Origin of the sequence: Streptomyces sp. NPDC002994 (assembly GCF_040611155.1) — a bacterium.
GTDB lineage: Bacteria > Actinomycetota > Actinomycetes > Streptomycetales > Streptomycetaceae > Streptomyces.
Map to the genome: position 1 here is coordinate 128,802 of NZ_JBEXNQ010000020.1, position 21,439 is coordinate 150,240.

A 21,439-nucleotide genomic window follows, 5' to 3' on the forward strand; every position below is an offset into this window, starting at 1 on the left:
AGGCATAACCAGGACCTTTAACCCGAAGCACCCCCGATACTGTCCCGGCAAGCCCCTCAGTGCCTTCAAAACTCATGAACATCGCCTGACCGTGGGACCGGGTTGCCTCCGAAACCCGTGTACACCCGCCTTCACGACTCGTGAACAAAGCCAGAGTCACGGTATGGGTCAAAACGCTCCCGTGAGAGCCGGAAACGATAGGGCTGAGACGGATGGGACGGGAGGGGTGCCGCGGCTCGTCAAGTGCTGGGTTCGTCGCACACAAGGCCCCGAAGCCGGCCGTCAGAGCAAGCGAATCCCACGAACGACGATCGAAGGGCTCCCGATGGCCGGGAGCGATACGGCTGAGACCGGTGGGACGGGAGGGGTGCCGGGATTCATCAAGTGCTGAGTCCGTCACGTTCCAACACCCCAGACCGGGCCGAACCCATCAACGACGAAAGCAAGCGTCTGCACGGCCCAACCGTGTGTCGGTGGGGGCTGAAGTGCCTGGCGGGGCATCGCATGGACCGAATCCATCACATGACGCCCGCCCAGGCCACCCCCATGCGTCGAAAGCGGGGCGAAAGGGGCATGCATGGTCGTCATGTGATGGGTTCGGACCACCGAGCCCCCTCGAGCCCCACCGAGTGCCGCCACAGAAGGGCTGAGCGGTCCCACATCTGGTCGGGATGTGCTCGGTGCACGGAGGGCGGACGGTGTAGGTGCCGACCACCTTCTCGCCTGGCTCCAGGACCGCGTTGCGGATGCCGCACCGACGGCCGATCTGCGACCCGGTCCAGCCGGCGAGCGCCGCCGTCACCAATAACGAGACGACCGCCACCACCCCAAGAATTGCCGTCACGGCAGCGCCGGTCCCGACCCTCGTCCGCCGGATTCAGGAGCGGGTGAAGACGACCTCAGGGTTGGCCGGGGTCGGTCCGTCGAGCAACGGCTGGGGAATCTTCTTCAGATGCAGGTCGAAGAAGGCGGTCACGTAGTCGCGAGTGATTTCGGCGGAACGCTTACCGGACGGCGCGCCGGGCGGAATCGTCGCGTCGGGCACCTGGTCGGCCAGGGCCGGCAGGTCGATGAAGCTGAAGTGGTGGCTGCCGGTGACTTGGATCCAGCGCTTCCAGCCGTCCAGCCGCGGCCAGTTCGTCTCCCAGTTCCACTCGCCAGGGTCCTGGGGGTTGCCATTTCCAAACAGCATGAACGGGCGTCCGTCCAGTCCGGCCTGGGGTATGGGTGCGTGGAAGCCGCCATCCACATTGGCCCCGGCCCTGATCCTCCGGTCGGTGACCATGGCCTGTGACGCACCGTTCCCACCGACGGAATGTCCGGCCATGCCGATCCGCTTGGCATTGATCATCCGGGCGTACGGCCACGCACGGGCCGGTCCGGTCAGCGTGTCGAGGACGAACGAAACGTCCCGCGCCCGTCCCTGCGCGACCTCGGACGTTGGCCGGTCCGGGCCGATCAGCGTGCAGGCCGTGCAGGGCAGAACACCCTTGCCGGGGAATTCGGTCGCGTAGGACTCGTAGGCGTGGTCGACGGACGCGACCACGTAGCCCCGGCTCGCCAGTTCCTCTGCCAACGACGTCATGGTCATCCGGGACAGCCCGAACCCGGGCGAGAGCACCAGCAGGGGGAACTTCCCGGGAGTGGGGCGGGCGTTGTCGCGAGCGTGCGTACGGGTCGCGCTGAGCCTCGCTTCGTTTCCCCGGGGAATGAGCTTCCAGGAAGCCGTTTTCTCCAGCAGCCGCCTGGCTTCCTCGGCCGTCATGTACGGCCTGGCAGGAGCAGTCCCGGTGCCCCTGCGCGCCGGGTAGTGCATGGATATCAACAACTCACGAGCCCCCGCGGAGGGCACCCAGTGGTCGGTACGGCTGGTGTCGGTCAGAGGAAGGGTGGTCAGTCCCACGGCATGCGGGCCCGTAGGACTCGGCAGTTCAAGTCGATCCGGCTGCAGGGCGGCAAAGGCTACGGACGGGGCCGCTTCCACCGGGATGGCCGACGCGGCTCCCGCCAGAGGTAACGGCAGCATCAACGCAAGCAGCGTGACAACAGCACGACGAGTCATGGTCATGCCCAACACCCTTTCAGGAGCGTTGGGCGGAGGTAAGACCACGTGCGATCAAGGCCGAACAGGTGGCTCAAAGCGCATGTCAGCACGGAGGGACCGGTGCGGCTCCATCACGGGGTGGCGATGTGGGACTAACCCCGCACTTGATGAGTCCCAGAGCCCAACAATGCGTCGAAATGGTGCTAAACGGGCGCGGTTTTTCGTCTTCTGCGGGGTTCGTCTCATCCGGCCAGGCCTGAGCACCTCGAACCACCCCGCCAGCCCACCGAGATCCATCGGCAGGACCACGCAGCCCCGGGATGCCCTTCCACCCACCAACCTCAACCACATGCTTGTGGTTCAACCGACCACCGGTCGGGGCGGACGCCACACCGTCCCGAGTCCCCCCATTCACTGTCGCGCCCCACCCGCGCAGACATGAGTTCGCAGGTCGACCCGACCGGCCAGCCGGCCACCGGCCTGGGTGCTCGTGTGCGTGGGAATGGGGATGTCGCACCAGCGACCGTCCCCGCACCCGCCGAGCCAGGGGCCGAGCCACCCCATAGACCTCATGCGCCCCACCCACCACGCCGCAAGCCACCGAGCCGACCCGCGCCCATATTCCAGTCGGCGTGCAGGGCGTTTTTCTTTGGGCCGTCCCCCTATAAGCGTTAGCGGTGGGCCGGGGCGGCGGGTCAAGGGGAGCCCGAAGGGCTCTCGCGCAGCGACGCGACCGCAGGGAGCGCCCTTGACGCGCCGTCACGGCCCACCGACACTCGAGCGCTCAGGGACGGCCCGAAACCCCCAGAAGCAACCAGCAGTTGCAGTTACCGACTACCCCTGCCGCCCGACCCAGCGCGCGACCTCAGTCGCCCAGTACGTAAGGATCATGTTCGCGCCCGCGCGCTTGATCCCCAGCAGGCTCTCCATGATCGCCTTGTCCCGGTCGATCCAGCCCCGCTCCGCCGCCGCCTCGATCATCGCGTACTCGCCACTGATCTGGTACGCCGCAACCGGCACATCCACAGCCTCAGCGACCTTCGCCAGCACATCCAAATACGGACCCGCCGGCTTGACCATCACCATGTCGGCGCCTTCGTCCAAATCCAGCGCCAGCTCCCTCATCGACTCCCGCAAGTTCGCCGGGTCCTGCTGGTACGTCTTCCGGTCACCCCGCAGCGAAGAACCGACGGCCTCCCGAAACGGCCCGTAAAAGGCCGACGAGTACTTCGCCGTGTACGCCAGGATCGACACGTCCTCCTTGCCGATCGTGTCCAGCGCATCGCGAACGACGCCGACCTGGCCGTCCATCATTCCGCTGGGACCCACCACGTGCGCGCCCGCGTCCGCCTGGACCTGCGCCATCTCGGCGTACCGCTCCAGCGTCGCGTCGTTGTCGACACGCCCGTCCGCATCCAGGACGCCACAGTGCCCATGATCGGTGTACTCGTCCAGGCACAGGTCGGACATGATCACGAGATCGTCCCCCACCTCACCCCGCACCTCACGCAGCGCGACCTGAAGGATCCCGTCCGGGTCGGTACCGGCCGTCCCCGCCGCATCCTTCTTCTCGTCCTCAGGTACGCCGAACAGCATGATCCCCGCGACGCCCACCTCCACAGCCTCGACAGCCGCCTTCCGCAACGTGTCGAGCGTGTGCTGCTGAACGCCCGGCATGGCCGAAATGGCCACGGGCTCGCTGATGCCTTCCCGTACGAACGCCGGAAGGATCAGATCAGCGGGGTGCAGCCGATTCTCGGCGACCATGCGCCGCATGGCGGGGGTGGTGCGCAACCGACGGGGCCGAGCCCCGGGAAAGGATCCATACACAGTCATGCCAAACACGCTACGCCGCCGAAACGACGACTTTTACCGTCACCCCGTCGGCACCATCCCCACCACGGAGGCCGCCTCACGCATGAGGGCCGGGACCCCGGGCATCACCCCAGGTCCCGGCCCTCACACCACACGCCTACGTGGTCCGCAGCCTAAGCGGTCCGCGCCCTAAGTAGTCCGCCGCCGCCGAGACCCCGGCCGCCGCTCACTCGGCCGCGTCACATGCTCGCCCGAAGCGATCGCCGCCTCCCGCCGCTGCGTGCCGAACGCCGCAAGCGCCTCCGCCAGCTTGTGCACCGACGGCTCCGGCGACAGAACGTCGACCCGCAGCCCGTGCTCCTCCGCCGTCTTGGCGGTAGCAGGACCGATACACGCAATCACGGTCACGTTATGCGGCTTGCCCGCAATCCCGACCAGATTCCGCACCGTACTGCTCGACGTAAAGAGAACGGCGTCAAACCCGCCGCCCTTGATCGCCTCCCGCGTATCCGCCGGCGGCGGCGACGCCCGGACCGTCCGATAAGCGGTCACGTCGTCGACCTCCCACCCGAGCTCGATCAGCCCCGCGACCAGCGTCTCCGTCGCGATATCGGCCCGCGGCAGGAAGACCCGATCGATCGGATCGAAGACCGGATCGTACGGCGGCCAGTCCTCCAGCAACCCCGCCGCCGACTGCTCCCCACTCGGCACGAGATCCGGCTTCACACCGAACTCGACCAACGCCGCAGCCGTCTGCTCCCCCACCGCGGCGACCTTGATCCCCGCGAAAGCACGAGCATCAAGCCCGTACTCCTCAAACTTCTCCCGAACAGCCTTAACAGCATTCACCGACGTGAAGGCGATCCACTCGTACCGCCCCGTAACGAGCCCCTTGACCGCCCGCTCCATCTGCTGCGGGGTCCGAGGCGGCTCAACAGCAATGGTCGGCACCTCGTGCGGCACGGCCCCGTAAGACCGCAGCTGGTCGGAGAGCGACGCCGCCTGCTCCTTCGTACGCGGAACCAGCACCCGCCACCCGAACAGCGGCTTCGACTCGAACCACGACAACTGCTCGCGCTGAGCAGCGGCGCTGCGCTCGCCGACCACGGCTATGACGGGCTGGTGGCCATCAGGGGAAGGCAGCACCTTCGCCTGCTTCAGGACCTGGGCGACCGTCCCCAGCGTCGCGTTCCACGTCCGCTGCCGCGTCGTCGTACCAGCCACAGTGACGCTCATCGGCGTATCGGGCTTACGCCCGGCCGAAACAAGCTCCCCCGCGGCCGACGCGACGGCATCCAGCGTCGTGGAAACAACCGCCGTGCAGTCGCTCGTCCCAACCTCGGACCAGCATCTGTCATCAGCGCTCCGCGCATCGACGAAGCGCACATCCGCGCCCCGCCCGTCCCGCAGCGGCACACCGGCATAAGCCGGCACGCCAACCGCCGACGCGACACCGGGCACTACCTCGAAGGGAATGCCTTCAGCAGCGCAAGCGAGCATCTCCTCGCCCGCGTTGCCGTCGAGGCCCGGGTCGCCGGAGATCGCACGGACGACCCGCTTGCCGACCCGCGCGGCCTCCATGACAAGATTGACCGCATCCCTGATCGCGGGGATACCGGCGGCAGTTGACGCATCGTCAACCACCGTCAGCTGAGGCGTGCTTACGCCCGCCCTGACATGACTGCGTACGACATCGAGCACATGTGGCTCGGCGATCAGCACATCCGCGCTCGCGAGCGCCTCGACGGCGCGCAGCGTCAGCAGACCGGGATCACCTGGCCCTGCCCCGAGAAATGTGACGTGCCCGGATACGGGGAACGCCGAAGGTACTGACGTAGAGGTGGTGGTGGGGCTCATTGTGCTCGCTCCCCCATAAGACCGGCCGCACCCTTCGCGAGCATCTCGTCCGCGAGTTCGCGTCCGAGAGTGATCGCGTCGTTGTGCGACGTGGGTACGGGACCGGTAGTGGACAGCTGCACCAGCTCAGAGCCGTCGGTCGTACCGACGACACCGCGCAGGCGCATTTCGTTGACAACCTGTCCGTCGGCCAGCAGGTCGGCCAGTGCACCCACAGGTGCGCTGCAACCGGCCTCCAGGGCGGCGAGCAGGGATCGCTCGGCGGTCACGGCGACCCGCGTGTACGGGTCGTCGAGCTCGGCGAGCGCGGCAGCGAGTTCGACGCGCGTGGCGGCGCACTCGATTGCCAGGGCCCCCTGGCCGGGGGCAGGCAGGACGACATCGACCGAGAGGAACTCGGTCACTTCATCGCTCCTGCCGATGCGGTTGAGGCCGGCGGCGGCCAGAACCACCGCGTCCAGTTCCCCGCTCCGTACATATCCGACACGAGTGTCGATGTTGCCGCGGATCGGCACGGTCTCAATATCAAGACCATGGGCCCGCGCGTACGCGTTGAGCTGCGCCATGCGGCGCGGCGATCCAGTGCCCACCCGGGACCCGGCAGGCAGCTGCGCCAGCCTGAGCCCGTCCCGCGCGACAAGCACGTCACGCGGGTCCTCACGCTCCGGCACGGCGGCCAGCGTCAGATCGTCCGGCTGAGCGGTCGGCAGGTCCTTGAGCGAATGAACCGCGAAGTCCACTTCACCGCTCAGCAGCGCGTCGCGCAGCGCCGTCACGAAGACGCCCGTACCGCCGATCTGCGCGAGGTGCTCTCGCGAGACGTCTCCGTACGTGGTGATCTCCACCAGCTCGACGGGGCGCCCCGTGATCTGACGCACCGCCTCGGCGACGTGTCCGGACTGGGCCATGGCGAGCTTGCTGCGCCTGGTCCCCAGCCTCAAGGCGCCAGCCTTCGAGGCACCAGCCTCCGCGGCACGAACCTCCGAGGCACGAACCTCCGAGGCGCCGTTCTTCAAGGCATCAGTAGTCATGCCCGCCCTCTATTCCCACCGTCAGGGGTGTCGTTCAGGTCGGCCCTGCTGACGGCGGCGACCGTCTGCGGGTCGAGGTCGAAGAGTTCGCGCAGCGCGTCCGCGTACCCGGCACCGCCGGGCTCGCTGGCGAGCTGCTTGACCCGCACGGTGGGCGCGTGCAGGAGCTTGTCGACGACGCGGCGCACGGTCTGCGTGATCTCCGCGCGCTGCTTTTCGTCCAGTCCGGGAAGCCGCCCCTCGAGCCGGGCGACCTCGTTGCTCACCACATCCGCCGCCATGCTGCGCAGGGCGACGACGGTGGGCGTGATCTGTGCGGCACGCTGGGCAGCGCCGAAGGCCGCGACCTCGTCGGACACGATGGTCCGCACCTGGTCCACATCGGCGGCCATGGGCGCGTCGGCGGAAGCTTCGGCCAGCGACTCGATGTCCACCAGCCGTACGCCGTCGAGCCGGTGTACGCCGCCGTCGATGTCGCGGGGCATGGCGAGGTCGAGCAGCGCGAGCCGTACCGGCGCACCACTGCGCACACCGGCCTGCCCACGCGTACGCCCCTGAGCGACGGCGGTTCCGTTGTCGGCCCAGGCCCCGTGCTGCTCCATGGACCCGGCGTCGGCACCCTGCCGGGCGGCAGGCACGACGGGGATCTCATTCGGCACCGGACAGCCCGCAGGCTCACCAGCACCAGCACCAACATCCGCACCGGCAGCAGCACCCGCACCAGCCCCAGCCCCACGCCCCGCCACAGACCCGGCCGCCGCCGTAGCGTGATCCACCGTCAGCCCCAGCGCGCTCGCGACATTCTCAGCCGTAAGCACAAGACCGGTAGCCCCCGTGCAGGACACCACAACATCGACTCGTGTCAGTTCACGCGCCACGTCGGCCATCGGCACAGCTCGCGCCACGCCGCCCGCCTCGCCCAGGATCTCCGCCAGCCGCTCCGCGCGCGCCTGCGTGCGGTTCGCGACGACGACCTCGGCCACTCCGGTGCGTACGAGCGTCGCCGCGGCCAGCGAGGACATCGAGCCGGCGCCGATAACGAGCGCCCGCTTGCCCGCAGCCCATTCACCGACCGACAGCCCACTACCCACCGCGAGCTGTTCGAGCCCGAAGGTGACGAGCGACTGCCCGGCCCGGTCGATACCGGTCTCGGAGTGCGCCCGCTTCCCGACGCGCAGCGCCTGCTGGAAGAGGTCGTTGAGGAGCCGGCCCGCGGTGTGGAGCTCCTGCCCCAGCGCGAGCGCGTCCTTGATCTGGCCGAGGATCTGCCCCTCGCCGACGACCATCGAATCGAGCCCGCAGGCCACCGACAGCAGGTGGTGGACGGCCCGGTCCTCGTAGTGCACGTACAAATACGGAGTGAGCTCTTCGAGCCCCACCCCACTGTGCTGAGCGAGCAGCGTGGAAAGCTCCGCGACACCGGCGTGGAACTTGTCCACGTCGGCGTACAGCTCAATGCGATTGCACGTCGCCAGTACGGCGGCCTCGACCGCCGGCTCCGAGGCGAGCGTGTCCAGGAGGAGCTTGGCCTGCGTATCGGCGGCCAGCGACGCCCGCTCCAGCACGCTGACCGGAGCGCTGCGGTGACTCAGCCCGACAACCAGAAGACTCATGCCGGCATCACGGCGGGGACATCCCCGTCGGGTCCCTTCCGGCTCGCACCCGCACCCGCGCCCGCGCCTGCACCCGCGCCAGCAGCCCCGCGCAACGGGGGCGCCGTCACGGCGTCACCCGTCGCGGCGGCCACGGCGGCGGCTTCTTCACCGGCCTTGCGCTGCTCATGGAAGGCGAGGATCTGGAGCTCGATGGAGAGGTCGACCTTGCGTACGTCGACCCCGTCCGGCACCGACAGAACGGTCGGCGCGAAGTTGAGGATCGAGGTCACACCGGCGGCGATGAGCCGCTCGCTGACCTGCTGAGCCGCACCCGCGGGCGTGGCGATGACGCCGATGTGGACGCCGTTGTCACTGATGATCTTCTCAAGATCGTCCGTGTGCTGTACGGGAATCCCGGCGACCGGCTTGCCCGCCATGGCGGGGTCGGCGTCTATGAGCGCGGCGACGCGGAAGCCACGGGAGGCGAACCCGCCGTAGTTGGCGAGGGCGGCGCCGAGGTTACCGATGCCGACGATGACGACCGGCCAGTCCTGGGTGAGGCCCAGCTCGCGGGAGATCTGATAGACGAGGTACTCGACGTCGTATCCGACCCCACGCGTCCCGTAGGACCCGAGGTAGGAGAAGTCCTTGCGCAGCTTCGCGGAGTTGACCCCGGCCGCGGCGGCGAGCTCCTCGGAGGAGACCGTGGGGACGGAGCGCTCGGAGAGCGCCGTCAGGGCACGCAGATACAGCGGAAGGCGGGCGACGGTGGCCTCGGGAATGCCTCGGCTACGGGTCGCCGGTCGGTGATTTCGGCCAGTTGCCACGGTGCTCCTGCGGGATGAGCGGGGCTGCAGGCGGCCGTATGTACCAGGACCGCCCCGTCGCAAGCAGGCTATGCCTTTGTGAACGCGTGCACAAAGATGGTGTCCGTTTTGTCCGCCCAAAGTGACCGGGGTCACGCATGCCGCCCGCCCGATCACGGAACCGCGGACCACTCGAACTCGTTGAAGATCCGAAGGGGGCAAAACCGTACACACTCCTCACGACTACGCCCCCGAGATCGCTCAAACCGCCCATAATGCTAGCTGTCTTTCAGCCGGCCTCTCAGCCCTCCAGCTCCTTGCGCAGCCGCCCGGCGTCCACGCGCCAGAAGGTGTGCTGCTCGCCGTCGACCAGGACAACCGGAATCTGCTCCCAGTACGCCCGGTTCAACTCCTCGTCCTGGGTGATGTCCTTCTCCTCCCACGGCACCCCGAGCGCCCCGCACACCTCACTCACCACACCCCGCGCGTCGTCACAGAGATGACAGCCCGGCTTCCCGATCAGCGTGACCAATCGCTCCTCGGGCTTCCTCTTCGACGCCGTACGTCGCAACAAGGGACTCATACCGCCATTCTCGCCCCGCCCGGCCGCGCCCGACCCCGCCCGACCCCGCCCGCCCGCGCCATGTCCGCCCCATAGCCGTCGCCCCGCCCGTCCGCGTAACACCCGCGCCCCGGAGAGTTCACGCCGCCGCATCCCGGCAGGTCCGGAAGTACCGAACAGACTGGCTATGCTCACGACATGGCCGCACTGGGATGGCTCACCCCCCGCAGGCGCTCGGCGACAGCCCGGAGCGTGCTGGCGGGAGAGGCAGCAGCCGAGGCAGCACGCAAGACGTCGCAGGAGTACGAAGGACTCGCCGCGACGCCGTCCGGCAAGCCCGAAGAACCCGAGCCCGCGTTCCCCGTGGTCGGAGACCACCGGGCCGCCGCCTTCTTCGATCTCGACAACACCGTCATGCAGGGCGCCGCGATCTTCCACTTCGGCCGGGGCCTCTACAAGCGGAAGTTCTTCCAGCGCCAGGAACTGGCCCGCTTCGCCTGGCAGCAGGCCTGGTTCCGCCTCGCCGGCGTCGAGGACCCCGAGCACATGCAGGACGCCCGCGACAGCGCGCTGTCCATCGTGAAGGGCCACCGCGTCTCCGAGCTGATGTCCATCGGCGAGGAGATCTACGACGAGTACATGGCCGAGCGCATCTGGCCCGGCACCCGCGCCCTCGCCCAGGCCCACCTCGACGCGGGCCAGAAGGTCTGGCTGGTCACCGCCGCCCCCGTCGAGACGGCCACGATCATCGCCCGCCGCCTGGGCCTGACCGGCGCCCTCGGCACGGTCGCGGAATCGGTCGACGGCGTTTATACGGGCAAGCTGGTCGGCGAACCCCTGCACGGCCCCGCGAAGGCCGAGGCGGTACGCGCCCTGGCCGCCGCCGAAGACCTCGACCTGACCCGCTGCGCGGCGTACAGCGACTCGCACAACGACATCCCGATGCTCTCGCTCGTCGGACACCCGTACGCGATCAATCCCGACGCGAAGCTGCGCAGGTACGCCCGCGAGCGCGAGTGGCGGCTGCGCGACTACCGGACCGGCCGCAAGGCCGCCAAGGTCGGCATCCCGGCGGCCGCCGGCGTCGGCGCCATCGCCGGCGGCACCGCGGCCGCGATGGCCCTGCACCGCCGCCGCCGCTAGTTTCCGCTTTCGCTTCCGCGCGATCCGCAATCCCGAGCCCCTACCCTCCCGCGGCCACGGTCAGTCCTGTCACGCCCCACTTGGGCACAACGCATCCAGCAATCACGCAGATTACGAAGTGATCCGATCAACAACCGATCACGATCCGCTACTCGAACCGCCGCCAAGTCGTAACAGAAGCGACGGAATCGATGATTTGAGCAACTGGGTGTAGCGCTGCCTGTACGAAGCGTTATTCTCCTCAGACGCATACCGGACCCCACTCATCAGCACGACGAGTGACCGGTCTAGCACTGAACGTGTTGGAAGCTCTGCCTCTGGGAGTCCCGTGTACCCACACGTCGGGGTTGACGCCTCGGGCCTGGCTACGCTGCGCGCAACGGTCGTGGACCGCTTGCGCGGCTTCGTCCCCACCGCGTACGCCGTCCCCGCCCTTGCCACCCCTGCACTTGTCGGCCCCTGCTATGCCCTGGCCGACGGCGGTGCGGCGGTCGGCAGACGCAGCCGTGGCGCCGGCTCGGGCACTGGCACGTCCACCGCCCGTCGGCCCAGTGCCGACAGCGACAGCGCACGCATGATGGACCTTGTCGAACGCGCTCAGGCCGGCGAGGCCGATGCGTTCGGCCGCCTCTACGACCAGTACAGCGACACGGTCTACCGCTACATCTATTACCGCGTCGGCGGAAAGGCGACCGCGGAAGACCTGACGAGCGAGACGTTCCTGCGCGCCCTGCGCCGCATCTCCACCTTCACCTGGCAGGGCCGCGACTTCGGCGCCTGGCTGGTCACCATCGCCCGAAACCTGGTCGCCGACCACTTCAAATCGAGCCGGTTCCGACTCGAAGTGACCACCGGCGAAATGCTCGACGCCAACGAGGTCGAGCGCAGCCCGGAGGACTCCGTCCTCGAATCCCTCTCCAACGCGGCCCTCCTGGAAGCGGTCCGCAAGCTCAACCCGCAGCAGCAGGAGTGCGTGACCCTGCGCTTCCTGCAGGGCCTCTCGGTCGCCGAGACGGCTCGCGTCATGGGCAAGAACGAGGGCGCGATCAAGACCCTCCAGTACCGGGCCGTACGTACACTGGCCCGGCTCCTGCCCGACGACGCCCGCTGACACGCCGGCAGACTGACACGCGCCCGCGCACGCCCGCCGATCGGCCGACCGCGACTCACGGTCGGTAACGCCTCGCTGCCCCTCGATGACATCGTGGTCCGATCATCCTTCGCGCGTAACCCAAGTGCCGCGACGCTCGTTGTGCGGGATGCAGGCTCCCTGCGGTCACGCCATGTCCGCAGCCACTCACTCGATCGTGTGGATGTGCTCATGGCGTGCAACCTTCCGGACCCCCAGGGGAGTCGATCGTCATGACGAGAGGAGGTGCCGCCAGTGATCGCGAACGTATCGGCGCACCGGCGGGCGAACGCCTTCGCCCAGGCGCTGGAGGCACAGACGCCCCAGGGCACGGCGGCAGATCAGCCCGAAGAAACGGCCGAAGGGCCAGAGCCCACACGGCTTTTGGCCCTGGCGAACGGTCTCGGCGAGCTGCCGTCACCGGAGTTGGACCCCGAGGTCAAGGTCGTCCAGCGGGCACAGCTCATCGCCGCCATGGAAGCGATGGTCGCCGAGGGCGGCGCGCCAACGGGCCCTACGGTGCCCGAGCAGCGAACGGGACGGGGCGCCCACCGGGCATCCCCGCTCCACAAGCTGCGCCCGCGCTCCCGCTGGTCGAAGGGCATCGCTGCGGGCGGGCTCACCGTCGGTGTGGCCGCTGGAGCCTTCAGCGGAGTCGCCGCTGCGAGTTCCGACGCCCTGCCGGGTGATTCGCTGTACGGGCTGAAGCGAGGCATGGAAGACGTCAAGCTCGGCATGGCCGGCGACGACGCCGACCGTGGCGAGATCTATCTCAACCAGGCTTCGACCCGCCTCATGGAGGCTCGCCGCCTCCTGGAGCGCGGCCGAACCGCCGATCTGGACCACGAACAGCTGGGCGAGGTCAGGCGCACGCTGAGCGGAATGACGCACGACGCGGGCGAAGGCCACCGCCTTCTCAGCAGGGCCTACGAGCGTGACGGCTCGATCGGCTCCATCCAGGCCCTGTCGTCGTTCGCCAAGTCGCACCGCCAAGCGTGGAGCAGCCTGCGCGAGCGGCTTCCGGTGCAGCTGACCGACGTGGGCGACCAGGTGAGCTCGGTCTTCGACGCCATAGACGAAGAGGTAGCACCGCTGCAGTCGCTCCTCCCCCGTACCCCGAAGTCACCCGAGAACCCCGACAGCCCCGCCGGCTCCACCCAGGACCGTACGGGCACACCGGGCACCGACCGCCCCGCCCCTTCCACCACCACGTCCTCCGGCGGCCGAACGGGCGAGAAAAGCAAGCCGAAGCCGTCCTCTCCCGGAAGCAGCTCCAAGGACGAGGGCCTCATCGGCGGCGCCCCGGGCGACCTCCTGAACCCCCCGTCGGCGGACACACCTTCGTCGTCGCAGTCCGACAAGGACAGGGACAAGGACAAGAACGGCAACAACCCGCCGGTCCCGGACGTCACCGTCCCCCCGCTGCTCCCCGGAATCCTCCCGGGCCTGGGCATCGAGGAGGAGAACGCACCGTAACCCCACCCCGGCAACACAAGTGGGCCCGCTCTCCCCAGAGACCGGGCCCACAGCTTTCGGCGCGCGCACACGCCACTCAGAAGAAAACAGACCGCCGCTGCACCAGCAGCTTGTACAGCGTGTGCTGAATCTGCTCCCGCACCTGATCCGTCAGATTGAACATCAGCATCGGATCCTCCGCCGCCTCCCCCGGATACCCCTCCGTAGGAATCGGCTCCCCGAACTGAATCGTCCACTTGGTAGGCAACGGCAAAGCCCCCAACGGCCCCAGCCAGGGAAACGTAGGCGTGATCGGGAAGTACGGAATCCCCAGCACCCGCGCCAACGTCCGCGCGTTCCCGATCATCGGGTAGATCTCCTCCGCCCCCACGATCGAGCACGGCACAATCGGCGCCCCCGCCCGCAGCGCGGTGGAAACGAACCCGCCCCGCCCGAACCGCTGCAACTTGTACCGCTCGCTGAACGGCTTCCCGATCCCCTTGAAGCCCTCCGGCATCACACCGACGACCTCGCCCCGCCGCAGCAGCTCCTCCGCGTCCTCCGCACAGGCCAGCGTGTGCCCGGCCTTACGCGCCAGCTCGTTCACGACCGGCAGCATGAAAACCAAGTCCGCCGCCAGCAGCCGCACATGTCGCCCAGCCGGATGGTTGTCGTGCACCGCGGCCTGAAGCATCAGCCCGTCCAGCGGCAGCGTCCCCGAGTGGTTGGCGACGATGAGCGCCCCGCCCTCCGACGGGATGTTCTCGATGCCCTTGACCTCCACCCGGAAGTACTTCTCGCACAAGGGCCTGATCAGAGACATCAGGACCTTGTCGGTGAGCTCCTCGTCGTACCCGAACTCGTCGACCTCGTAGTCACCGGTGAGCCGCCGCCGCAAAAACGCGAGTCCGCCCGCGATCCGCCGGTCCCAGCCACCCCCGCCCCCGAGATCCGCCTTCGACTCCTCCGTCGCCACCAGGGCCTCCGCGGCCCCCGCGTCGTCCGGCGCCGCATGCTGTTCCGGTACGGGCGCGAGCGGCCCCGCCTTACGGCCCGGAGGCCGCTTCCCCTTGGCGGACTCCTTCGCGGCAGCACCGACGCCCACACCCCCGCCCCCGCCCACATCCTTGGACTTGGGCCGGCCCGCGGCCCGCCTGGTCCTCGGATCGTCGCCGAACGGAATGACCTTGGCATCGGCCATGTCAGATGCGCTCCTTACTGCCGTTGCGGGCGTCGCTGACGTTCCCGCCGTCGCTGACGACGAGGGTGGAGATCCGGTCGACGGTACGAGCAATGGCCTCCGGCGGCAGCAGCCCCGCCCCCCGGCTGCGCGCAAAGTCCGAAAAGGCCTCCGCGGTCGTGTACTTCGGCTCAAACCCCAGGGTCTCGCGCATCTGCACCGTCCTGACGACCCGTCCGTGCGTCAGCAGCCGGATCTGCTCGGGCGAGAAGTCGGTCACCCCGACCGTCCGCAGCGCGGACCCGACCCAGGTGACGGCGGGCAGCAGCACCGGCACGGTCGGCCGCCCGAGCCGCCGCGAGCACTGCGAGAGCGTCAGCACGCCGTCGCCGGCGATGTTGAAGGTGCCGCTGTTCATCGTTCCGCGCCGAGGATCGTGGGAGGCGATGCGCAGAACATCGACCACGTCATCCTCATGCACGAACTGCAGCCGCGGGTCGTACCCGAAGACCGTCGGCAGCACAGGCAGCGAGAAGTAATCAGCCAGCGGAGAATCCGCACAGGGGCCAAGAATGTTGGCAAACCGCAGCACACACACGGCCACATCGGGCCGCCGGCGCGCGAAGCCCCTCACGTACCCCTCGACCTCGACCGCGTCCTTGGCGAAGCCTCCGCTCGGCAGCGACTTCGGCGGCGTGGTCTCGGTGAAGACGGCAGGGTCGCGCGGCGCCGACCCATAAACACTCGTACTCGACTTCACGACGAGCCGCTGCACGGTCGCCGACTTCTGGCAGGCACCGAGCAGCTGCATCGTGCCGATGACGTTGGTCTCTTTCACCGACGTACGACTGCCGCCGGTGCCCAGCGGCGTACCGGTGACGTCCATGTGCACGACGGTGTCGACGCCGTGCTCGGCGAGCACGCGCGCGATGGCGGGCTGGCGGATGTCCGCCTGCACGAAGTCGGCGCCGCCGAGGTGATGCTCGGGCGGAACCGCATCGACGCCGATCACCCGGTCCACATCGGGATCACGCTGGATCCGCCGTACGAAACGGCCGCCCAGCTGCCGGGCCACACCTGTGACGAGCACGACCTTGCCCAAGATCAGCGCCTTCCCTCGGTCTCCCCTAGCGCCACCGTAGCGGTTGGACGTTGCGCTGTGACGACCGCCCGGCGCCCGAAGTGACAGCAGACACACATGGGCTACACGAGCCGCAAGGGACGCATCACCAAGCACCGCACCCCACCACAACGCACCGCAGCCCTCCCACCATGAAGGTGGAAGGGCTGCGGATACACGTACAGCGGCCGCTTACTTCTTGTTACGACGCTGAACGCGGGTGCGCTTGAGCAGCTTGCGGTGCTTCTTCTTGGCCATCCGCTTGCGCCGCTTCTTGATAACAGAGCCCACGACTACCCTCGCTCACTTCTCTTCACTCGGTGCGGGGCGTCTGGGCCCACACGACCTACGAGGGCCTAGCCTACCCGCCACCGAGAGAGGGACGTAATCCGAGGCCGCCGTCAGGCCGATTCCACCCCCACAAAGGACTCGCGGAGGTACTCGTGAACCGCTTGCTCCGGAACCCGGAAGGACCTGCCCACCCGGATCGCCGGCAGATGACCGCTGTGCACCAATCGGTACACGGTCATCTTCGACACTCGCATCACCGAGGCGACTTCCGCCACGGTCAGAAACTTGACCTCGTTGAGAGGCCTCTCGCTGCCAGCAGCCATGACCCACCTGTACCTTCCGCACCCGACGCGCACCGGCTTCCCCTCCGGTGACTCTTCGTCGTTGTGCGCTCACTCCCAGACTAGGGGCGGGTGATGCGAGTGGGGAAGAGGAGCAGCCATCCGCCTCCTACCGTGACAGACACGCCCGATTGAGTACATAGCGAGTAAGCGGTCGGTAGTAATCAGACCGCACAGCATCATCAAGCGGAACGGCGACGGACACCCGCCCCTCAGCCTCACCGACGAACAGCGCGGGGTCATCGGTATCGGCCAGTCCAATGGCCTCGAACCCCAACTGACCTGCACCGCAGACCCACCCGTGGTCCCCCACGACAAGCCCGGGCAAGGGTCCGCCGCCCTCCCCCGCGGCGGCGAGAGCGACCCTGACCGGGAGGGGTGAGTGGCTGTGTGCGCCGGTACCACTCACGGGCCCACGCGCGCCGGGTTCGCGCACCAGCGCGACTCCTCGTACGTAGTCGAGGTTGTACGTGCGTACGCCGAACCGGGTCGTTATGTCGACACATCGCCCCTGCGCGGGTGTGAGGACAAGGCATCCCGCCGCCGACAAGGCGTCTGCGAGACCGGCGTAAAACCCGAGCAGCCGATGCGGATGCCCGGTCCCGAGCATCACCGGAAGCCGCCGCGCGGCGGCTTCCCCGAGCCGCCCCGCGAACGCCTCCAGCGCGGCCAAGGTCCGCTCGGGATCGATCACATCGGCCCCACTGACCATCCCCGGATCGTCGGAAACCCCACACCTTTCGGCCATCAGAGCCATCACCTCGCGCTCGTCCCAGGCCCATTCGGGATCGAGCCCGAGCAGCACCCGGGGATCCCTCGCGGCGAACAGCCGGTAGCTGCGCAGACTCTGCTCGCGCGAGGTGGCCACGGTGCCGGCCAGCCGGGCCGCCAACAGATGCGCACGCAACGCGCCAGTACTCAACACGCTCCCGATGCTCCCCCACCCCCAGCCGCCGTTCCCCCAAAACCCCGAACACACCCCACACTTGGCGTAACCCACCAACGAACGAACCCACCACGCCCCGGCTAGCCGCCCTGCGTCACCTTCGCCACGAAGGCGTCCAGGTTGCCGAGCGTGCGGGCGATCCGCTCCTCCAGGCTCAGGCTCTCCTCGTACCGGCCACTGCGCAGCTTGGGCTGCCGCTTGCCCCGTACGTACAGGGAGCAGGCGAGGTCGGCGCAGATGTACGTGCCGACGGTGTTGCCCTCGCGGCCCCGGGCTCCCGCCAGCGGCGCCACGAGAAGGGTGACGCCGGAGGAAGCGTGCCCGGTGAGGCACAGCTGGCAGAGGCTGGACTTCACCGCGCTGGTACGGGTCGCACCGGGCACCCGCAGGGTGATCCCGAGCGGGCCGTCCGGCCGAGCCAGGACGAGGTGCGCCCGCAGCGGCGCGCCGGGGTCGACCCACCCGAGGAAATCCAGGTCTTCCCAGGGGATTTCGGCGAAGCCGAGGGGCAGTTTCAGGCGGGCCGCCTCGCCCTTGGTGCAGTTCACGAAGGACGAGCGGATCTGTTTCTCACTAAGCGCTTCCACGGACATCGACCGTACGGACCGCTCCCCGCACCCGCATCCGATTATTTGCCCGATTCGTGGTGGTCGGCCGCCCGGGGCCCGGGGGCTTGCCCCCAACCTCGGGAAGGGGCGGTTAGGGGGACAGCCCCGCGCAGCGCCCCGGACCCGCACCAGCCACCACCACGCCCACCCAAACGCCTCCCGCGGGTCTCACCGAGCGTATTGGCGAGCCGCCCGTTCTGCGCGCCCGGGACACGAAGGACGGCGTCAGGTGGCGCACTCGTCGGCGGTGATCCGCAGCGGCTCCGCGACATCATCCGGCCGGCCGTCGAACACGGCGGCACCGCCGCGAGCTTCGCCGTCGCGGCGCCCTACGCCAACAACCCCCGCAAAGGAAACACCGCTCGCCGAGCCGCCAGCACCGCCTGGTCCAGCCGGTCCGCGGGGTCGTACCCCGCGTCCCAGCCCTTCCACTCCGGCGCGAGCCCATCCGTCATCCGCCCAGGCCCCAACTGCCGTGTCCGCGCATACACTTCGTCTCGCCAAGACGCCGGAATCACCGACTCCGGATCAACCGGCTGATGCGCCGCGATCCCCACCAGATGCGTCCAGGACCGCGGTACGACATCCACCACCGCATATCCCCCACCCCCCAGCGCAACCCACTTCCCGCCCTCCACGTACGCGTGCGCGAGCTCATGACACGCCGCCTGCACCGCCCTCTGCGCATCCAGCGATACGGCCAAATGGGCCAGCGGATCCTCGAAATGCGTATCCGCCCCGTGCTGCGTGATCAGCACCTGGGGCCGGAAGTCCGCCAACAGCTCCGGCACGACCGCATGGAACGCCCGCAACCACCCCGCGTCCCCCGTCCCCGCCGGCAGCGCCACATTCACGGCCGAGCCCTCGCCCGCCCCACTCGCGCCCGTCTCCTCCGGCCATCCGGTCCCCGGGAACAGCGTCCGCGGATGCTCGTGCAGCGAGACCGTCAGAACCCGCGGGTCCTCCCAGAAGGCCGCCTGCACCCCGTCCCCGTGGTGCACATCCACATCCACATACGCGACCCGCTCAGCCCCCAGCTCCAGCAGCCGCGCGATCGCGAGCGCCGGGTCGTTGTAAACGCAGAACCCCGCCGCGCTCCCCGGCATCGCATGGTGCAGCCCGCCCGCGAAGTTCACCGCATGCGCGGTCTCCCCCCGCCAGACCGCCTCCGCCGCCCCCACCGACTGCCCGGCGATCAGCGCCGAAGCCTCATGCATCCCCGCGAAAGCCGGATCGTCAACAGTCCCCAGCCCGTACGCCTGATCCGCGCGCCGCGGATCCAGCGAAGCCGCCCGCACCGCCGCCACATAGTCCTCGCGGTGCACAAGCCGAAGCGTCGAGTCGCCCGCCGCCGGCGCGGCGACCACATCCACCGCCCGGTCGAGCCCGTACGCCCGTACGAGCCCCATGGTCAGGTCGAGCCTGACCGGGTCCATCGGATGGCTCGCCCCGAAGTCGTATCCCGTTACCGCGTCATCCCACATCAACAGTGCGCGCCCGCTCATGCCCGCCACCGTATCGGTCCGTCCCGGAAGCGAACGAACGGGCGTACACCAGCGTCACCAGCACCAGAACCATCGGCACGAGCATCGCCCCGCGATAGCTCCACGCGTCCCCGAGCGCCCCCACCAACGGCGCACCGACCAGGAACCCCACGTAATTGAACACATTCAGCCGAGCCACAGCCGCGTCACTCGCCGCACCGGGGAACATCCGCCCCGCCGCCGCGAACGTCTGCGGCACGATCACGCACAGCCCGAACCCGAGCATCGTGAACCCGAGCATCCCGGCCCCCACCCCCGGCGCCCCCGCCACCACGGCGAACCCACCGGCAGCGAGCAGCGCCCCGGCCCTCACCACGGCCACCGCCCCGAAGCGCCGCACCCCAAAGTCCCCGACGGCCCTCCCCACCAACGTCGTGACCATGTAGACGTTGTACGGAAGAGTCGCCGTCTGCTCCGACGAACCGAGCACGTCCTCCAGGTACTTGGCGCTCCAGTTGGAGACCGTGGAGTCCCCGATGTACGCAAAGGTCATCACCAGACACAACGGCAACAGCAGCTTGAACCCACCCCCCGAAGCTGCCTTCTCCACCCCCACCACAACCGCACCATCGACATACCAACGACTGCCGACCACCGCCGCAGGCAACAGCACAGCTACCACCGGCAGATAGGAAACAAACAGCGCCAGATCCCAGTGCGCCCCCACCCACGCGAGCGAGGCCCCCACAATCCCCCCGAGGCTGTACGCCGCATGAAACCCGAGCATGATGCTGCGCCCGTACGCCCGCTGAAGGCTCACCCCCAGCATGTTCATGGACGCGTCCAGCGCCCCGACCGCCACCCCGAACACCCCCAGAGCAACGGCCACTTGCCACATCTCACGGCCGGCACCGACCCCAAGAAGCGCCAACAGCACAACCGGCTGCGACCACCGCAGCACAGCGCTCGGCCGGACCCGCTTCACCAGTTGCTCGGTAGCGACGCTGCCCACGCCGGCGAGGATCGGAACGGCGGCCAGGAAGACCGGCAGCAGCCCGTCGGATATCCCGTACCGGTCCTGGATCGCGGGCAGCCGCGTCACGAGCAGAGCGAATGCCACGCCCTGCGCGAAGAAGCTCAACCCCAAGGAAGCCCTGCCGTGCCGCAGCCGCGTGTCTGTCATGGCCGGACAGCGTAGGCCCGTCACTTACCCATGGGTAGATCGATCACACAAGCAATCCCGGCAGCTCCCCCAACTCACTGAAATACCCGGTCGCGCCCCGAAGCTTGTCGGCCGACGTCATGGCCGTGAACCCGTACACATCCATCCCGGCCGCCCGAGCCGCCTCCACCCCGAGCGCACTGTCCTCCACCACGACACACCGCTCCGCCGGTACGCCCATCCGTTCCGCGGCGTGCAGGAAGAGATCCGGCGCCGGCTTGCCCCGCCCGACGTCCTGCGAACTGAAGATCCAGCTTTCCTCGAACCACTCGTCGAGCCCGGTCACCAGGTGCCCGACCCGGATCCGCTCATGACTCCCGGACGAAGCGAGGCAGTACGAAACTCCGTCCGCCACCAGCTTCCCCAGCAGCTCCTCCGCCCCGGTGACCGGCTTCAGCTGCTGCTCGAAGGCGGCAAAGATCCGTGAATGCAGGGTCTTGTCGAAGTCGGCGGGCAGCCGCTGTCCGGTCCGTTCCAGTACGAGATCGTGGATCCGGTGGACGGCGGAACCCATGTAGTCGCGGAGGGAGTCCTCGTACGAAGTCGCGTGCCCGAGCTCGCTCAGGTAGCCGGCGAGGATGGTGTTGGAGATCGGCTCACTGTCCACGAGGACGCCGTCGTTGTCGAAGATGATGAGGTCGTAGCGCATGACTTGACCTTAAACGCAAAAAAGCCCCGGCCCCTGGACATAAGTCCAGGGGCCGGGGCGTAAAATTTGTTCGGCGGCGTCCTACTCTCCCACAGGGTCCCCCCTGCAGTACCATCGGCGCTGAAAGGCTTAGCTTCCGGGTTCGGAATGTAACCGGGCGT

At 68.5% G+C, this 21,439-nt stretch carries 19 protein-coding genes, 1 rRNA gene and 1 pseudogene; 4 read left to right on the forward strand and 17 right to left on the reverse strand.

Going from position 1 to position 21,439, the window contains the following annotated elements:
- Positions 1–877 precede the first annotated feature (877 nt).
- The 4 genes from ABZX79_RS25810 to hemC form a co-directional block, all read right to left on the reverse strand.
- Positions 878–2,068, reverse strand: coding sequence for an alpha/beta hydrolase (locus tag ABZX79_RS25810; protein ID WP_355262215.1), 1,191 nt, complete (start codon positions 2,066–2,068; stop codon positions 878–880).
- An 810-nt stretch (positions 2,069–2,878) separates the two neighbouring features.
- Complete coding sequence (hemB, locus tag ABZX79_RS25815) at positions 2,879–3,880, reverse strand: porphobilinogen synthase (protein ID WP_355262217.1); 1,002 nt, start codon at positions 3,878–3,880, stop codon at positions 2,879–2,881.
- Between the two features lie 168 nt (positions 3,881–4,048).
- On the reverse strand, positions 4,049–5,716 hold the full coding sequence (locus ABZX79_RS25820; RefSeq protein ID WP_355262220.1) for a bifunctional uroporphyrinogen-III C-methyltransferase/uroporphyrinogen-III synthase: 1,668 nt from the start codon (positions 5,714–5,716) through the stop codon (positions 4,049–4,051).
- On the reverse strand, positions 5,713–6,651 hold the full coding sequence (hemC, locus tag ABZX79_RS25825; protein WP_355262279.1) for a hydroxymethylbilane synthase: 939 nt from the start codon (positions 6,649–6,651) through the stop codon (positions 5,713–5,715). The genes ABZX79_RS25820 and hemC overlap by 4 nt, the downstream gene beginning before the upstream one ends.
- Between hemC and ABZX79_RS25830 the strand changes: the two are divergent.
- Positions 6,607–6,699: pseudogene (locus ABZX79_RS25830) on the forward strand (hypothetical protein); the annotation flags it as partial. The gene hemC and the pseudogene ABZX79_RS25830 sit on opposite strands and share 45 nt — an antisense overlap.
- A gap of 44 nt (positions 6,700–6,743) precedes the next feature.
- Here ABZX79_RS25830 and ABZX79_RS25835 read toward each other — a convergent pair.
- From ABZX79_RS25835 to ABZX79_RS25845, 3 genes are all read right to left on the reverse strand, one after another.
- A complete protein-coding gene (locus ABZX79_RS25835) occupies positions 6,744–8,360 on the reverse strand; it encodes a glutamyl-tRNA reductase (protein WP_355262223.1) in 1,617 nt (538 codons plus the stop codon).
- Positions 8,357–9,169 (reverse strand): redox-sensing transcriptional repressor Rex, encoded by an 813-nt coding sequence (locus ABZX79_RS25840; RefSeq protein WP_355262226.1) that lies wholly within the window; start codon positions 9,167–9,169, stop codon positions 8,357–8,359. The genes ABZX79_RS25835 and ABZX79_RS25840 overlap by 4 nt, the downstream gene beginning before the upstream one ends.
- Before the next feature lie 280 nt (positions 9,170–9,449).
- A complete protein-coding gene (locus tag ABZX79_RS25845) occupies positions 9,450–9,731 on the reverse strand; it encodes a glutaredoxin family protein (protein ID WP_355262229.1) in 282 nt (93 codons plus the stop codon).
- A 177-nt stretch (positions 9,732–9,908) separates the two neighbouring features.
- Between ABZX79_RS25845 and ABZX79_RS25850 the strand changes: the two genes are divergently transcribed.
- The 3 genes from ABZX79_RS25850 to ABZX79_RS25860 all read left to right on the forward strand — a co-directional run bounded on the left by ABZX79_RS25850 (position 9,909) and on the right by ABZX79_RS25860 (position 13,458).
- A complete protein-coding gene (locus ABZX79_RS25850) occupies positions 9,909–10,853 on the forward strand; it encodes an HAD-IB family hydrolase (RefSeq protein ID WP_355262232.1) in 945 nt (314 codons plus the stop codon).
- Positions 10,854–11,181: 328 nt separating this feature from the next.
- Complete coding sequence (locus ABZX79_RS25855) at positions 11,182–11,964, forward strand: ECF subfamily RNA polymerase sigma factor, BldN family (protein ID WP_069927590.1); 783 nt, start codon at positions 11,182–11,184, stop codon at positions 11,962–11,964.
- A 273-nt stretch (positions 11,965–12,237) separates the two neighbouring features.
- Positions 12,238–13,458: a DUF5667 domain-containing protein gene (locus tag ABZX79_RS25860; RefSeq protein WP_355262236.1), complete on the forward strand. Its 1,221-nt coding sequence runs from the start codon at positions 12,238–12,240 to the stop codon at positions 13,456–13,458.
- 76 nt (positions 13,459–13,534) lie between these two features.
- Here ABZX79_RS25860 and ABZX79_RS25865 read toward each other — a convergent pair whose 3' ends face one another.
- The 10 genes from ABZX79_RS25865 to rrf form a co-directional block, all read right to left on the reverse strand.
- Entirely contained in the window at positions 13,535–14,638 is a 1,104-nt protein-coding gene (locus ABZX79_RS25865) for a lysophospholipid acyltransferase family protein (RefSeq protein ID WP_355262239.1), read from the reverse strand.
- Between the two features lies 1 nt (position 14,639).
- Positions 14,640–15,719 (reverse strand): NAD-dependent epimerase/dehydratase family protein, encoded by a 1,080-nt coding sequence (locus ABZX79_RS25870; protein ID WP_355262242.1) that lies wholly within the window; start codon positions 15,717–15,719, stop codon positions 14,640–14,642.
- A gap of 210 nt (positions 15,720–15,929) precedes the next feature.
- Positions 15,930–16,028: an AURKAIP1/COX24 domain-containing protein gene (locus ABZX79_RS25875; RefSeq protein WP_003948845.1), complete on the reverse strand. Its 99-nt coding sequence runs from the start codon at positions 16,026–16,028 to the stop codon at positions 15,930–15,932.
- A gap of 110 nt (positions 16,029–16,138) precedes the next feature.
- Positions 16,139–16,351 (reverse strand): helix-turn-helix domain-containing protein, encoded by a 213-nt coding sequence (locus tag ABZX79_RS25880; RefSeq protein WP_014046653.1) that lies wholly within the window; start codon positions 16,349–16,351, stop codon positions 16,139–16,141.
- A gap of 127 nt (positions 16,352–16,478) precedes the next feature.
- Positions 16,479–17,294 carry a phosphatase gene (locus ABZX79_RS25885; RefSeq protein ID WP_355262245.1) on the reverse strand — a complete coding sequence of 272 codons (816 nt, stop codon included), beginning with the start codon at positions 17,292–17,294 and terminating at the stop codon, positions 16,479–16,481.
- Between the two features lie 101 nt (positions 17,295–17,395).
- Positions 17,396–17,902: an FBP domain-containing protein gene (locus tag ABZX79_RS25890; RefSeq protein ID WP_214973177.1), complete on the reverse strand. Its 507-nt coding sequence runs from the start codon at positions 17,900–17,902 to the stop codon at positions 17,396–17,398.
- 350 nt (positions 17,903–18,252) lie between these two features.
- Positions 18,253–19,428 carry an acetoin utilization protein AcuC gene (locus ABZX79_RS25895; RefSeq protein WP_355262249.1) on the reverse strand — a complete coding sequence of 392 codons (1,176 nt, stop codon included), beginning with the start codon at positions 19,426–19,428 and terminating at the stop codon, positions 18,253–18,255.
- A complete protein-coding gene (locus ABZX79_RS25900) occupies positions 19,397–20,590 on the reverse strand; it encodes an MFS transporter (protein ID WP_355262252.1) in 1,194 nt (397 codons plus the stop codon). Before ABZX79_RS25900 ends, ABZX79_RS25895 begins: the two co-directional genes overlap by 32 nt.
- 43 nt (positions 20,591–20,633) lie before the next feature.
- Positions 20,634–21,278: an HAD family hydrolase gene (locus tag ABZX79_RS25905; RefSeq protein WP_355262255.1), complete on the reverse strand. Its 645-nt coding sequence runs from the start codon at positions 21,276–21,278 to the stop codon at positions 20,634–20,636.
- 68 nt (positions 21,279–21,346) lie between these two features.
- Positions 21,347–21,439, reverse strand: a 5S ribosomal RNA gene (rrf, locus tag ABZX79_RS25910); the annotation flags it as partial.